The sequence below is a fragment of the Hymenobacter cellulosilyticus genome (assembly GCF_022919215.1).
Lineage (GTDB): Bacteria > Bacteroidota > Bacteroidia > Cytophagales > Hymenobacteraceae > Hymenobacter > Hymenobacter cellulosilyticus.
In genome coordinates, this window is the sequence record NZ_CP095046.1 from 1,608,886 (window position 1) to 1,623,281 (window position 14,396).

The window sequence follows — 14,396 nt, forward strand, 5'->3', positions numbered from 1 at the left end:
GTTTGCCGTAAAAACCAAAAGAGCCGCCCGTAAGGCGGCTCTTTTTTACGTAGAACGACTATGATATTAGGCGCCGAAGAACAAATCAAAGTAGGGCAGCCCGAGCCCGGGCAGGAAAACCAGCTCATCAGCAGCACCGCCACCGGCCACGAGTTTGAAGTCATGTTCGAGGACGATGGCGAAACCGGCTACCTCTACGCCCTGCGCAACGGCGACGAACTGGAAATCCTGGATGCTCTGCACATCTATAACGTGGCCGACGTGCAGGACCGCGAAACGCCGGTCACGGTGCAGGTTTTCTGGGACGTGGCCCAGACCACGGCGGCCCTGATTATTGCCGGCTACTGCCACGCGCTGTACGACTTTCAGCGGCAGATGGGCTTTTGCCGCAACGCCTTTCCGCCCGCCAAAAACGGGCAAACCGGCTCCCGGGAGCTGACCGACGAGCTGGTCGAGAAGTACTTCGCCGCCTAAACAGCCACGGCCACTTCCCGGCCCCGCTGCTTCTTAGGCTTCTTGCGGCGGCCCCACCACATCAGAAAGCCCGTCACCGGCAAACTGGCCGAAACCAAGCTGCCCAGAAACGCCAGAATCTTGCCGCCCAGGCCCAGCACCTGGCCCGTGTGCAGGTCGTAGTTCACGTCGGCTAGCTTCTGCCCATTGCTTTTGCTCTCGTGCGGAATGGCTTTGAGCAACTGCCCCGATACGGGGTGGAAGTAGTATTCGTCGCGGTGATAGTAATACAAAGCTCGCTCGTAGGCAATGTTGTACACGGGCTGCTTGGGCGAAGCCGGTAGGCCCAGGAAAATCATCTTGGCAGCGGGGGAGCTGCGGCGAATCTGCTGGTAGTAAAAGTCGGCTACGGGTATAGGCGTGGCCGTTACGGCTTGCAGGGTGTCTACCGTGGGCGGCGTTTTCTCGGCTGGGTAGTCGTGGCCGGCATTGCTGACGAAGTACACCGACTTCAAGACCCACTCGTAGCTCATCATCAGGCCGGTCAAGGCCAGCAGCAGGGCAATGGTGGCCGCGTAGAAGCCCAGCACGCTGTGCAAATCGTAGTTTACGCGCCGCCACCGGGCCCCCCACTTGATAGTGAAGCTGCGCTTTCGGTCGGTTTTGCGCTTGGGCCACCACAGAACAATGCCCGTTATGAGCATCACCACGAACACCAGCACAGCCACGCCCACCACTTCTCCCCCAATTTCCTCGGGCAGCAGCAGGTACATATGCAAATCCTGGATGATGCTGAAAAAGTCGCGGTGCAGGTCGAGGTGGGCTAATTCCTGGCCCGTATAGGGATTCAGTGCGGTAGCAAAATATTCGCCCTGCTTGTCCGTGGTATAGAGCACCGTCGACCGGTCGGGGCCCATATACATAAAGAAGGCGGGCTTCAGCTCCGGATGATTCGTCTTGGTAATGGCCTGCAAACGGGAGGGCAGCAGAAACTCGGTCGGCTGGGCCGGTACTTCCACCTTGCGCCAGTCCTGGGTAGCATCCCGGATTTCATCCTGAAAGGTGAAAATAGCCCCGGTTAAGCTCACAATAAACACAACCAGCCCGGACGAGAGTCCGAGCCAGAGGTGCAGTTTGCCAACGACTTTTTTGAAGGTGGTCATAACGGAAGCAGTGTACTTTAACAAAAAGCATCATGCTGAGTTTGTCGAAGCATCCCACTACTGCCAAACTAATCGTAGTTGCGGCAGCAATAAAGGTGCTTCGCCAAGCTCAGCATGACGCTGCTGGCACTTAGAACTTGTAGGCTACGCTGCCCACGATACTGCGCAGCTTCTGCGGATTTGCCGTGGTATAGCCATTCCAGTACTGTTGGTTGGTCAGGTTGTCAACTTTGGCCGAGAGGCGGTACTTGGGCTGGTCGTAGAAAACTGAGGCGTTCAGCACGGTGTAGGAGGGCAGCGTAAACACGTCGCTCCTCAGATTTTTGATCCGGTTGTCGCTGGCGTAGTTGCCGCCCACCCCGAAGCCCAGGCCTTGCAGGGCGGAAGCGGGCAGGCGGTAGCTCAGCCACAAGTTGCCCAGCCAGGGCGAGCCGGCGGTGCTGGGGCGGCGGCCGTTTTCTTCTTCCGATGCCTGCGTGAACTTCGAATCGTTGTAGCTCATGCCCGCCACCACGTTGAAGCCCGTGAAAGGGCTGGCCACGATGTCCAGCTCCACGCCCCGGCTGTTTTGGGTGCCGTCTTGTACCTGCGTGAACTTGGCGGCACCGATGGGGTCAGGGGAAGTACGCAGCAGGTTTTTCACCCGAATATCGTAGTAGCTTGCCGTGGCGCTCAGCTTGCCGGCGAAGGCTTCCAGTTTGATGCCTAATTCAACCTGATTGGCCTGCTCCAATCGGGCAGTGCGCTGGGCCACGCTGTCGGCGTCCGTAACGTCGTAAGCGTTGTACACGCCCCGGTTGTTGAAGCTGTTCTGGTAGTTGGCAAACACCGAAACCCGGTCTTTCACTGGCTGAAACACGAGGCCAAACTTCGGCGACAATGCCGTTTGGGTGTAGTCGTCGGCGGCGTTGCCGGTGGTGCCTTGGGTGTTGAACCGGTCTACGCGCAGGGCCGCCAGCACACTCAGACGGTCAGTCAGATTAAGCACGTCGGAAGCAAAGGCGCTGTACACGTTGCGCTTGTTGACAACGGGGTACACGAAGTCGATTTTGCCGGCGTCGTAGCGGGCCTGCAGGTTGGTAGCGTTGAAACCTGCGTAGGCTTCCGGCGCTAATCCCAGCGGCAGCTTATCGTAGGTGCTGCCGAAGAAGTGCTGGTCAGAGTCGATGTGCAGGTAGTCCAAACCCAGCACCACGCGGTTGCGCAGGCGACCCAGCTGAAAGTCGCCGTTGAAGAGCTGCTGCACTTCCACTACGCCCACCGTGCTATTGTCCGTCGATTGGTCGGCCCGGGTTACCGAGTAACGTCCGTCCGCTTCGCGGCCCAGAGAGAAGTAGGCGCCGAAGCCGTCGGAGTAGCTGTGGCTGCTGGTAATGTTGGTAGAGGAGCTGAAGCCCGGTGCAATCTGGTAGTTGACCTGGCCAAACAGATTGGTGCTGCGCGAGTCCAGGGCCAGGTCGCCGCCCATGTAGGAGTTGCGGTAGTCCAAGGGCAACTCATCCGCCCGCGACACGCCCAGGCTGTTCGACAGGTAGAAAAACATCTGGCGGCCTATGCTGCGGCCCTTCATAAACTCGGCGTCTAGGTTGATAGTCAGCCGGTCGGTAGGGCGGTAGGTGAGGCTAGGGGCCACGGCAATGCTCTTGGCGTAGCCCGCGTTCTGGAAGTTGTCTTCGTAATTGTAAGCCGTATTCAGGCGGAAAGCCAGGGTCTTGGGCTGGTCGGCCGGCGTGTTGGGGTCCACCAAATTCACGTCGGTACTCACGCGGTGCAGGCCATAGCTTCCAGCTGCCAACCCGATTTCACCGCCCACCTTGTCGTGGGGCGCTTCGTGACGCGGTTTACCAAGCCGCCATAAGACGTCAGGGCGCTGCCAAAGAGCGTGGCCGACGGGCCCTTAATAACTTCGAGCTTTTCCAGGTTTACCGCGTCGATGGCGCTTGAAACGTTGCCCGCCAAACCGTTGCGGAGCTGGCTTTGCACGATGAAGCCGCGGGTGTTGTAAAAGCTGCCCCCGTCGCCGCTGCGGCCCGTCGACTCCCACATCCGCTGAATGCCGGGCGCGTTGCGCATGGCATCATCCACCGAAAATACCAGCTGCTCGGTTAGCAGCTCTTTGCTCACCGTGGCGTACACCTGCGGGTTCTCCAGGTTCTGCAGCGGCATCTTGCTCACGAAATTGGATTCGCGGCGGGCAAACTTGTTGGTCTTACTACCTTCTACCACTACTTCGCTGAGCTGCTCGGTGCTTTCGGTAAGTACGAAGTTCTGGGTGCTGGTCTCGCCCGCGGCCAGCTTCACGCGCCGCTCCTGCGCTCCAAAGCCTACCAGCCGCACGTGCAGCGAGTAGGTACCAGCCGCCAGGTTGTCGAGCCGAAAGGTGCCTTCTGCATCGGTATTAGCGCCCAGCGCCGTGCCTTTAACGCCCACTCCGGCGCCAGCTACTGGCTGCCCCGCCGCCGTAGTCACGCGGCCCTGGATAATGGCGTTTTGCCCCTGGGCCGTAAGGGCCAGCAGGGAAAGCAGCAGAGTAAATATGGTCAGTGCCAACTGTCGGGTTGGCTGCACAAGTAGTGGTTGCATGCAGGTAATGATTGAGTAGAACGTTGCAAAACTCCGCAGGGAAATCTGGTAATGCAAGGTTATTTAGACTAATTACAAATAATATTTAGAATTGGTCCAGATAGTCTTAAATCTGAGTAGATTAATATTTCGTAAGTTTCCTACCATTTCACTTCCTACCGGGCATATGGCTCCGATACTCTATGGAAATTTCAGGTTCTGCTGTGCGAGTCTCTTCCCGGTTCACCCTTTCAACGTGGCGGTGCCTGGCTGCTCTGAGCATCGTGGGCAACATTGGGCTGAACTACTGGGCCAATGCGCACCCGTTTAATGGGCAGACGATGGGGGCCGTTTCGGCTCAGTATCCGACGCTGCTTACCCCGGCGGGCTATGCCTTCAGCATCTGGGGCCTGATCTTTCTGGCTTTGGCCGGTTATGCGGTATGGCAGCTGCTGCCGGCCCAGCGCAACCTGTATCTGCCCGGCTACATTTCCCGTCCGCTCACCGTAGCCAGCGTCGCTACAGCTGCCTGGGTTGTGCTCTTTGCCTATGAGCTGATCGAAATCAGTGCCCTGGTGATGCTCATCATCCTGGGCACCCTGATTATGGTGTACGGCCGGGCCCGGCGCCTGGTACTGGAGCGGAAAGCGCCCCGCTGGTCCAGCATTCCCTTTTCCCTGTATCTGGGCTGGATATCGGTAGCTACGGTTATCAACGTGACCATTGGGTTGCAGCAGCACCTGTGGCGCGCCGATACGGGCATCTCGGTGATGCTCACGCTGCTGCTGCTGGCGGCGGTAGTTGGTATTGGGCTGGCCGTCAGTAGCGCCTTCCGGGATTCGGTTTTCCCTTTGGTGGTGGCCTGGGCGCTACTTGGTATCTGGGTGGCTCAGCGGGCCTCGTATCCGGAGCTGGGATGGGCGGCGTTGGCCGGGCCAGCATTGTGGCCGTAGGCGGAGTGGCCCTGAGTCTGCGCAAGGTGAGTCGGCGGGGAGGCTATAAAACGGGGAGCACTTCCACTAAGACTTTCTAAACCCGGAGCGGCCCTTACCCCACTCGGTTCGTTGCTCCGCCAATTATCGTTTCTTTGCAGGCAAACGATTCATTCCTCTCCCAACCCTGATTTATGCGCAAGAATATCGTCGCCGGCAACTGGAAAATGAACATGACCTACCAGGACGGCCTCGCCCTGGTTTCAGAAATCACCAATATGGTAGCCGACGAGACGCTGGGCGCCAATGTGGAAGTGGTTATTGCGCCCCCCGCTCCGTTTCTGCATTCCATTGGTAAGCTCCTGGCTGAGGGCGGCAAAATTCACCTGGGCGCCCAGAACTGCCACCAGAAGGAAAGCGGCGCCTTTACCGGCGAAGTATCGGCCAAGCAGCTGCAGTCGGTAGGAGTGGAGTACGTGATTCTGGGCCACTCTGAGCGGCGCCAATATTTCCACGAGGACGACGAGCTGCTCAGCCAGAAGCTCAAAGCTGTGCTGGCCGCCGGCCTGAAGCCCATCTTCTGCATCGGCGAGTCATTGGAAACCCGTGAGGCCGACGAGACTTTCGACTTTCTGGCTACCCAACTCAAAAATGGCCTGTTTCACCTCTCCAACGAAGAGTTTGCGCAGGTCGTCATTGCCTACGAGCCTATCTGGGCTATTGGCACCGGCAAAACGGCTACCAGCCAGCAGGCCCAGGAAGTGCACGCCTTTATCCGGGAGCAAATTGCCGGCGCCTACGATGCGGAAGCGGCTCTGAACACGACCATCCTGTACGGCGGCTCGGCCAATGCCCAGAACGCCCGGGAGCTGTTCGGCCAGCCCGACGTGGACGGCGGCCTCATCGGCGGCGCCTCGCTTAAGTCCCGCGACTTCACCGAGATTATCAAGTCGTTCTAAAGGCTTTAGAGCTGAGAAGTCAGAGCCTAGAACTTAGACTACCGTTCGGGTGGTTGTAGCGGCACGCTTCTGGCTTACGGCTGCTTCTCCGTCTTAGGCTTTGTCTTCTCAGCTCTCACCCTATGCTTGCTTCCCTGCTGCTATCCGGCTTGCTGGCCCTGAATCCGTTTCGCCCGGCTTTGCCCGTGCCCTTTGTGGCTCCGGCGGCAGCGCCGGTCGGCTCCATTGACCCCTGCCGGATTTACGGCTCCATCTACCTCGAAACCGACCCCAACCGCCGCAGCTACTGTTTTGCCACGGTGTATCTGGAGCCCGACGAAGCCTTTGCTGATTTGCTGGTGTATCAGGAGGACAACAAGCTGTTTGCCGATAAGGCCGGCTTCTGGTACCAGACGCCCACCCGCGACTTCGCCGACTACGTGCTCTTCGTAACCGACAAGCGCGCCCTGGCCGACTTCTACATTTACTACACCAAGTCCCGGTCGTTTGCCGGCTGCCGCAAGCAGTAAGTAAAGTTGGTATAAACCAAAAAAGCCCGTTCCAAGCAGTTGGAACGGGCTTTTTAGTTGGCCCAAAAGCCTAAATCTTCACTAATTCCACCCGGCGGTTTTGGGCTTTGCCCGCCTCGGTGCCGTTGTCGGCAATGGGCTTGTCGGGGCCGAAGCCAGCGGCCCGCAGGCGGCTGCTGGCAATTTGCTGGCTGGTCAGGGCGGCTACCACGGCCTGGGCCCGGGCTTCGGACAGCTGCCGGTTGTGAGCTGCCGCGCCGGTGTTATCCGTGTGGCCCTCCACCGAGAGCCGCAGCGCGGGGTTTTGCTGCAGCAGCTTTACCACCTCCGCCACCGCGGCTTCCGACTCGGGTTTGATGCTGGCCTTGTCGGTATCGAAGTTGACGTAGATGGTGGCTTTACCCTCGGTATCTAGTTTTTTTTTAGCTCCGTGGCTCCCACCACGCCGGCCTGCTGGGGCATGGCGGCTTTTTCGATGACATTTAGCACGTAGTCAGAGCCGGTGGGCTGCACCTGCACCCATACCTCCTTGTCTTTCTGCCGGATAACGTAGGTGTCGGCTGCCCGGGTAATATCGTTATCGTGCTTGAGGTACTCAGTCTCGCCAATTTTTTTGATGGCATCCTCGGGTACTTCTCCCGAGAAGACCTTCGTGCCGCCCAGGCTTTTCACCAGGTTTTCGTAGTTGCGTTGCATCATCAGCTCCGAGGCGGGCTTATCAGAGTCGGCGGGACGGAAGCGGCGGCTTACAATCTTACCTTCTACCGCTACAATGTTCTTACCGTCATACACATAAGCCCGGTCAAAGTCGAAGCCGACACTGTCGCTGTCGTAGTTGGTTTTGTAGCCCTTCAGGGCGCTCAGGTAGGGCCAGGTGCCCAGATTGGCGCTGGTAACCGGTACGGTATTAATGTCGAAGGTGCCCGCCGCGGTGGTAGCGGCAGCTTCTGTCGGAGCCGCCGCGGTAGTTTCCGTCGGAGCAGTGGCAGTTGTTTCGGTGGTAGCAGCGGCGTCGGTGGCGTCGGCTTCGGCGGTTTTGGCCTTGCAGCCGAATAAGGCCACACTGCCCGCCAAGGTGAGGCAGGCTACGGAAAGGATAGTGCGTTTCATGTGAATGGAAAGGAATGGAACATGGCTGCCGGGAAATGGCGTGGTAAATAAACGAGTATTTATATTACTAAATATGACAGGGCAAAATTAGGTGGCCCCGGTGCGTATGGCCCGACGGAACCCATCAGCTCGCCTTTGCTGTTGCCCAGCACTGGTAATAAGGAGCTTGGTTGCGGCGCACCGGTTTTTTCGTGCGAACTTGCCATCTTATTCACCAAAGCCTTTTCGGCTTTTCCTGCCTCAACAACTCAATAAGATGGATTTTGTAGAAGTACGCGTACAAGCCCCCGTGAACTTGCTGATATTCTGGTAGCTGAACTGGCCGAAGTCGGCTACGACACCTTCGAGGATAACGACGAAGGGTTCTGCGCCTACATCGGTGAGGGCGACTTCAACCCCGATGCCGTGGCCGAAGTAATGTCGCGCTACGAAGGTCTGGGCGAGTTGGGCTACGACCACCGCGTCATTACTCGCCAGAACTGGAATGCCGAGTGGGAAAAGAATTTCCAGCCCCTGATTATTGCCGACCGGGTGTCGGTGCGGGCCCCATTCCACGAGAAGCCCGAGGGCCTGGAATACGAAATCGTGATTATGCCCCGCATGTCCTTTGGCACCGGCCACCACGAAACCACGGCCCTGATGATTGAAAACCAGCTTGACATTGACCATAATGGCAAGCGGGTGCTGGATATGGGCTGCGGCACGGGCATTCTGGCCATCATGGCCGTGCACCTGGGTGCCGCCGAAGTGCTGGCCGTGGACGTGGAGCCCTGGACCGTAGAAAATGCCGCCGACAACGCCGCCGAAAATAACTGCACGAATATTGAGTGCCGCCTGGGCGGAGTAGAGGTGTTGGAAGGTGAAGCGCCGTTTGACATCATTCTGGCCAACATTAACCGCAACGTCCTGCTGGAGGATATGCACGCTTATGCAGCCTTGCTGCCGCAGGGGCGTCCTATTTTATTCAGTGGTTTTTACCAAGAGGATTTATCCAAGATTGAAGCCGAAGCGACGAAACACGCATTGGTCTATCAATCACACCGAACCAAGAATAACTGGGTTTCGGCGATTTTCACGAAATTGTAGCCGTCTTAGTAGGTCTTGACGGAAAAAGTATGAAGCAACTTGCTTTTGGGTGGCTATGCGCGGTGGTGTTGGGGCTGAGTACCCCCGCCTGGGCCCAACAACCGAAAACTCCCTCCAAGCAGCCGGCTACCGCCCCGGCTGCCCCAGTATTGCCCAAATTCACGGGTAAGCTGTCCAAGGAGCCCGAGCAGTTCATCATCGACGTGCAGTCGATGATGGTGGCGGCCAACAATGCCCAGGCCAAAGCCATTGGGGCCAAGCTGCAGCAGCTGTGGGCCAGCAACAAGCTCACAGCCACCCAGCAGGGGCGCATTGTGGAAATTGCGCAGCAAATGCTGCTGCGCAAATACAAGCCCTACCCGGCCATCAGCGGCTTCTTCCAGGGCGTTGTGGGTGGAGCCACCGTGCAGAGCTTCTCCGACAAGCAGATGGACGAGTTCCTGGAAGTAGTGGTGAAAACCGTGAACCGGGAACAGCTGGGCAATGCCGAGAAATTCTTGGTGAGTGCGGGCCAGTTCCTGGACACCAAAACGCTGTACAACTCCCGCTATAGCACCCTGCGTGCGGTGGGCGGCACGTTTAGCTTCGCCTACAACGAAACCGACATGCCCCAGCCCGAACCCGCGCCCAGCCCGGCAGCTCCTGCCGCGGCCGTGGTAACGGGGCCGGCCCTGAATACAACCACCCCGGCTGCCAAGCCCGCCGCTAAGCCGGCGCCCAAGAAGAAAAGTAGCGACGGCTGGGACACCGGCTCGGTATGGGACACCGGCGCCGACGACGGCTGGGGTACGCCCAAGAAAAAGCCGGTGGCCAAAGCTCCCGCCGCCAAAGGCACGGCTCCTGCCGTAGCGCCCGAGCCTGAGCCCACGAATGAGCCCGCCCCGGTCTACTACGACAACTATGTAGCGCCTACCACCCGCGGCCCGGTGCTGCTGCTCAAGGATGCTGACCTGTTTATGGCCACCGCCGGCGACTCTATCTTTATCCGCAAAACCAGCGGTGTAGTAGTACCCGGCACCAACCGCTTTATCGGGCGGGGTGGGCAATACGTGTGGTCCATCAAGCAGAACTTGGTGACGGCCGACTTCGTCAACTACGACTTCGATATGACCAAGGCGGAATTTACCGCTGAGCCCGTAACCCTGACGTATCCGGCGGTGCTGGAGGCGCCTATCCGGGGCGCTTTTGCCTACAAGAGCATCAAAAAGAAAACGGGGGCTGCCGATACCGGCTACCCGCGCTTTATTTCCCTCACCAACGATGCCCGCGTTAAGAACATCGGCGAAAATATCCGCTACTTCGGGGCTTCTCGCTGGCCGGGGCCCGCACGCTCAGCGCCTCGCTCGATGGCAGCCTCTCGCGCATTATCGTGGACGTGGACGGGAAGACCAAGTTCCGGGCCTCGTCGCGGGCCTATCTGCTGGGCGACACGCTGATTTCGGCCGACCGCGCCGCCGTGACCATCTTCCAGGACAAGAGCGACTCATTGACCCACCCGGGCGTGAAGCTGCGCTATTCTAAAGCCCGGCAGGTGCTGCAGCTGGCCCGGGAAGACGGCCTCTACAAAACCACGCCCTATACGGACTCCTACCACCAGATGGAAATTGCGACGGAGCTGCTGACCTGGCCGCTCAAGACGCCCTACATCAACCTGGCCATCCTGACGGCTAAAAACCAGGTGACGGCCAACTTCGAGTCCCGCGAATTCTACACCAATACCCGCTACCAGCAGATCAAGGGCATCAACAAGCTCCACCCGCTGCAAATGGTAGTGGGCTACAGCCAGCAGAACGGCAACGCCAAAACCTTTACGGTGCAGGATGTGGCCACCGCCATGAAGGTGAAAGTGCCCAACGTGCGCTCCGCCGTGGCTGGCCTGGCCAAGGACGGCTATGTGCAGTGGAACCCCAAACCGAACAGGTGGTGCTCCTGCCCAAGGCCATGCACTACGTCAATTCGTCGCGGGGCCGCAAGGACTATGACCACATTGCCATTCGCTCCCTGTCGCCCTCGGGCAAGAACGCTACGCTCAACCTGGCTACCAACGACCTGATTGTGCGCGGCGTGGACCGCTTCAACTTCTCCGACGACTCGGTGACGGTGTTTGTGAAGCCCGACAGCAGCATCATCCGGATTCAGAAAAACCGCGGGGTGCTCTTTAATGGTACCGTGGTGGCATCTGCCTTTATCTTCAAAGGCAAGGAGTTTAAGTTCGACTACGACGGCTTCTACGTGGATCTGGTCAAGATTGACTCCATCATTGTGAAGGGCAAGGGCACCAAGGGCTCGGTGATGAAGGCTCGTAAGGAAACCGACTTCACCCTGACCAACAAGAACCGCAACTCGGCCGGCCGCCTCTACATCAACGCGCCCAACAACAAGTCGGGCCGTAAGAAGCTGGGCGCCTTCCCCTCGTTCGATGCCTCAACCGGCGCCTACGTGTTCTTCAACAAGCCCGAAGTACTGGGCGGCGCCTACGATACGACGATTTACTTTGACATCCCGCCGTTCAAGATTGACTCCCTGAACAACAAGAACCGCTCGGCCGTGGGCTTCAAGGGCACCTTCGTGTCGGGCAACATTATGCCTCAATTCAAGACCAAGCTGAGCCTGCAGGACGACGGCTCCCTGGGCTTCGTGTATGACGTGCCCAAGGAAGGCTTCCCCGTGTATGGCGGCAAGGCCCGGCTGTTCAACAAAGTCACGATGAGCAACCGCGGTATTCAGGGCGTGGGCGAAATGAAATACCTGACCGGCGACCTGTTTAGCGACCAGTTCATCTTCTACAAAGACTCGGTCGTGACGGTGGGTAAAACCGCCACCATTGCCCAGGGCCCGCTCAATGGGGTTGAATATGCCAAAGTTTCGCTCTTGCCCGGCTACCAGATGAAGTGGGTGGTAAAAGCCGACTCCATGTACTTGAGCACCCCGCGCGACGGTCAGGCCATGAAGTTCTACGCCGGCGACTACAACTACAAAGGCACCGCCATTCTGACGCCGACCGGCCTGTTTGGCGACGGCCGCATGGACGGTCCCCAGTCGTTTATCCGCTCCCGCCAGTTCTTGTTTAAGCCTACCAGCTACTCGGGCAAGAAGTCAACGCTGAGCATTAAGTCGGCGGAGGCCAATAAGCCCGCCCTGACGGCCAACGAGGTAGCCTTCCAGTACAACATCAAGCAGGGCTACGCCGACTTCTCCCGCGAGGAAGGCAGCAAGGCCAGCATCGACCTGCCGTATTCGGAGTACCGCACCACGCTGAGCGGCGGTAAGTGGGACTTCAAGAAGAAAATCGTGCAGATGCGCGTAGCCGCCGGGGCCGACTCCTCGCGCTCCTATTTCTACTCCACCAAGCCCGAGCAGAAAGGCTTGAAATTCCGGGCCAGCACCGGTCAGTACGACTTGAACCGCTACCGCCTCATTGCCGGTGGCGTGCCCTACATTGCCGCGGCCGACGCCTGGATTGAGCCCGACAGCAACAAGGTGTACGTAATGGCCGGCGCCCAGATGCGGGCCTTCCAGAACGCGCGCATCACGATGGACACCCTGGCCAAGTACCACAACCTGTACAAGGGCGAAATCAAGGTTCAGTCGCGCACGTCCTTCGTGGGTAATGCGCTGTACAGCTACAAGAACGCCTCAGCCGACTCCTTCGCCATCAAGTTTACCAACTTCGCCGTGGACTCGGCGGCGGTACTGGGCGGCCGGGGCAAGGCTTTGGCAGGCAAGGGAGGCGCTAAAAGCATCTTGAAGAAGAAAGATGACGACAGCAACACCCCGTTCGCACCGCCCACCACGGCCGTAGCCACCATTCAGGCCACCGACAAGTTCCACCTCGCCCCCGCATTGCTTACCGCGGGGCCGTGAACCTGAACTCGCAGAAGCGGGGCTTTACCTTCGACGGGCAGAGCCGCCTGGAGTTCAGCAAGAATGCGGCGTCGGCTGAGTGGTTTGCCGTGCAGGATAGTATTGACCCCAAGGGCATTCGCATCAAGCTCATGTCGCCCAAAACTGACGACGGCACGCCGATGCTTTCCGGCTTGTTCCTATCCGACGCTACGGCCAAGGTGTACCCGCTGTTCGTGGCCGCTAAGCCCGGCATTACCGACATGAACATCTTCCAGGTGGACGGTACGCTGAGCTTCGACGCCAAGAAGGGCAACTACACCATCACCCGCAACGACCTGGCCGACCCCAACGTGTACGAAGGCAGCGTACTGACTCTGCACGACTCCACTGGCGCCTTCGACTTCCGTGGCAAGGTGCAGCTGCTCAATTCCAACAAGGACTACAACGTGCAGTCGGCGGCCGTGGGCTATGCCAAGCCCGACAGCAGCATCTACCGCCTCGACACGTTCATGACCTTCGACATCAACATGCCCGAAAAGGCGGTGGAGGCTATGGGCACCGATATGGCCACCAACACCAAGGGCTTGACCGAAGCCCTGGACGGCTCCCCGGCTCTGATGTACAAGATGGGCGAATTTATTGGCAGCAAGGGCGTGCAGAGCTACATGGACCGTAAGGGTGGCTACACCCCCTGCAGAAAGTGTCGCCGAAGTTCCTGCACACGCTGGTGTTGAGCAAGGTAGACCTGCGTTGGTCGGAGAAGTTCAAGGCCTGGTATTCGGTGGGCAAGATTGGCCTGGTGAGCGTGGGCAAGAAGGACATCAACGCCCAGATTGACGGCTACATCGAAATCAAGAAGGAAACCACCGGCGACGCGGTAGAAATGTACCTGGAGGCCGAACCCCAGACCTGGTACCACATCCGCTACTCCAACAACGTACTGCTGACTAAAGCCCAGCACGGCTCCTACGACGAAATCATCGGCTTCAAGGCCAAGGGCGACTACAACACGGCCACCCAGTACGGCTTCTACCTCGGCGACGAGCAGGAAAAAGACCTTTTCGTGCGTCACTTCCGCAAGGATTACCTCGGCGACAACAGCAAACCCAAGGCCGCGCCAGCTCGCCCGGTAAGCGAAGGAAGCTTCGACTTCATGGAAGACAAGAAGAAGAAAAAGAAAGCCAAGGATGAGGCCGCCTTTGATGAGGGTAGCCAGCCTGCGGCCGATGCTCCGGTAGAAGATACTGGCAAAAAGAAGAAAAAGAAGGACGCCGCCTTCGATACCGACACTGACCCAGCAGCCGCTCCGGCTGAGGATACCGGTAAAAAGAAGAAGAAGGACGATGCGGCAGCTACGGCTCCTACCGATGCGCCGGTAGATGAAGGCAAGACGGCCGCCCAGATGAAGAAAGAGGAAGCGGCCAAAGCCAAAGAAGCCGAACGACTCAAGAAAGAGGAAGAGAAAAAAGCCAAAGAGGCCGAGAAAAAGAAGAAAAAGGGCGAAGAAGACCCCTTCGGCGACTCCTAAGCTTCCCTGCTCTTACTGCTACCCACAGCCCCGCCCGGTCTCCGGCGCGGGGCTGTTTTTTAGAACGAAGGTTTTGGAACGTCATGTCGAGCGGAGCGAGACATCTCGCGTGCCGACGTAGAGTTACCAATCAGCCATCAGCACGCAAGATGTCTCGCTCCGCTCGACATGGCGTTTTGGGATTTTGGGGCGGCCAGCTGAGCAGCGCCCCGCCGAAGAATTGCGTAGAAGCCTGCAGAAGCCTCTTA

The 14,396-nt window shown here is 58.6% G+C and carries 15 protein-coding genes; 10 read left to right on the forward strand and 5 right to left on the reverse strand.

The features are described from left to right. Window positions 1–60 precede the first annotated feature (60 nt). On the forward strand, window positions 61–474 hold the full coding sequence (locus tag MUN79_RS07985; RefSeq protein WP_244677188.1) for a DUF2251 domain-containing protein: 414 nt from the start codon (window positions 61–63) through the stop codon (window positions 472–474). Here the strand turns inward: MUN79_RS07985 and MUN79_RS07990 are convergent. The 3 genes from MUN79_RS07990 to MUN79_RS08000 all read right to left on the reverse strand — a co-directional run bounded on the left by MUN79_RS07990 (window position 471) and on the right by MUN79_RS08000 (window position 4,199). Beyond that, window positions 471–1,616 (reverse strand): PepSY-associated TM helix domain-containing protein, encoded by a 1,146-nt coding sequence (locus MUN79_RS07990; RefSeq protein WP_244677189.1) that lies wholly within the window; start codon window positions 1,614–1,616, stop codon window positions 471–473. The genes MUN79_RS07985 and MUN79_RS07990 overlap by 4 nt on opposite strands. Window positions 1,617–1,746: 130 nt before the next feature. After that, window positions 1,747–3,381 (reverse strand): TonB-dependent siderophore receptor, encoded by a 1,635-nt coding sequence (locus tag MUN79_RS07995; protein ID WP_244677190.1) that lies wholly within the window; start codon window positions 3,379–3,381, stop codon window positions 1,747–1,749. Then, window positions 3,378–4,199, reverse strand: a complete 822-nt coding sequence (locus tag MUN79_RS08000; RefSeq protein WP_244677191.1) for a carboxypeptidase-like regulatory domain-containing protein — start codon at window positions 4,197–4,199, stop codon at window positions 3,378–3,380. The genes MUN79_RS07995 and MUN79_RS08000 overlap by 4 nt, the downstream gene beginning before the upstream one ends. A 203-nt stretch (window positions 4,200–4,402) precedes the next feature. On the opposite strand from MUN79_RS08000, the gene MUN79_RS08005 reads away from it, so the two are divergent. The 3 genes from MUN79_RS08005 to MUN79_RS08015 all read left to right on the forward strand — a co-directional run bounded on the left by MUN79_RS08005 (window position 4,403) and on the right by MUN79_RS08015 (window position 6,578). Continuing rightward, complete coding sequence (locus tag MUN79_RS08005; RefSeq protein WP_244677192.1) at window positions 4,403–5,131, forward strand: TspO-related membrane protein; 729 nt, start codon at window positions 4,403–4,405, stop codon at window positions 5,129–5,131. Between the two features lie 173 nt (window positions 5,132–5,304). Then, entirely contained in the window at window positions 5,305–6,069 is a 765-nt protein-coding gene (tpiA, locus tag MUN79_RS08010; RefSeq protein WP_244677193.1) for a triose-phosphate isomerase, read from the forward strand. Window positions 6,070–6,191: 122 nt separating this feature from the next. Beyond that, window positions 6,192–6,578, forward strand: coding sequence for a 7(1) septoil knot domain-containing protein (locus tag MUN79_RS08015; protein ID WP_244677194.1), 387 nt, complete (start codon window positions 6,192–6,194; stop codon window positions 6,576–6,578). 70 nt (window positions 6,579–6,648) lie between these two features. Here the strand turns inward: MUN79_RS08015 and MUN79_RS08020 are convergent, their stop codons facing one another. Both MUN79_RS08020 and MUN79_RS08025 read right to left on the reverse strand, forming a co-directional pair. Next, a complete protein-coding gene (locus tag MUN79_RS08020) occupies window positions 6,649–6,969 on the reverse strand; it encodes an OmpA family protein (protein ID WP_262923050.1) in 321 nt (106 codons plus the stop codon). Window positions 6,970–6,989: 20 nt separating this feature from the next. Further along, window positions 6,990–7,688, reverse strand: coding sequence for a hypothetical protein (locus tag MUN79_RS08025; protein ID WP_244677196.1), 699 nt, complete (start codon window positions 7,686–7,688; stop codon window positions 6,990–6,992). A gap of 318 nt (window positions 7,689–8,006) precedes the next feature. Here MUN79_RS08025 and prmA point away from each other — a divergent pair, with 318 nt between their 5' ends. The 6 genes from prmA to MUN79_RS08055 are packed head-to-tail and all read left to right on the forward strand — an operon-like array spanning window position 8,007 to window position 14,148. Beyond that, window positions 8,007–8,774, forward strand: a complete 768-nt coding sequence (gene prmA / locus MUN79_RS08030) for a 50S ribosomal protein L11 methyltransferase (RefSeq protein WP_244678293.1) — start codon at window positions 8,007–8,009, stop codon at window positions 8,772–8,774. A 29-nt stretch (window positions 8,775–8,803) separates the two neighbouring features. Further along, complete coding sequence (locus MUN79_RS08035) at window positions 8,804–10,210, forward strand: hypothetical protein (protein ID WP_244677197.1); 1,407 nt, start codon at window positions 8,804–8,806, stop codon at window positions 10,208–10,210. Then, entirely contained in the window at window positions 10,144–10,827 is a 684-nt protein-coding gene (locus MUN79_RS08040) for a hypothetical protein (protein WP_244677198.1), read from the forward strand. Before MUN79_RS08035 ends, MUN79_RS08040 begins: the two co-directional genes overlap by 67 nt. Beyond that, window positions 10,716–12,638: a hypothetical protein gene (locus MUN79_RS08045; RefSeq protein ID WP_244677199.1), complete on the forward strand. Its 1,923-nt coding sequence runs from the start codon at window positions 10,716–10,718 to the stop codon at window positions 12,636–12,638. The genes MUN79_RS08040 and MUN79_RS08045 overlap by 112 nt, the downstream gene beginning before the upstream one ends. Further along, complete coding sequence (locus MUN79_RS08050) at window positions 12,635–13,354, forward strand: hypothetical protein (RefSeq protein ID WP_244677200.1); 720 nt, start codon at window positions 12,635–12,637, stop codon at window positions 13,352–13,354. The genes MUN79_RS08045 and MUN79_RS08050 overlap by 4 nt, the downstream gene beginning before the upstream one ends. After that, window positions 13,321–14,148 carry a hypothetical protein gene (locus MUN79_RS08055; protein ID WP_244677201.1) on the forward strand — a complete coding sequence of 276 codons (828 nt, stop codon included), beginning with the start codon at window positions 13,321–13,323 and terminating at the stop codon, window positions 14,146–14,148. Before MUN79_RS08050 ends, MUN79_RS08055 begins: the two co-directional genes overlap by 34 nt. The last annotated feature ends 248 nt before the right edge of the window (window positions 14,149–14,396 follow it).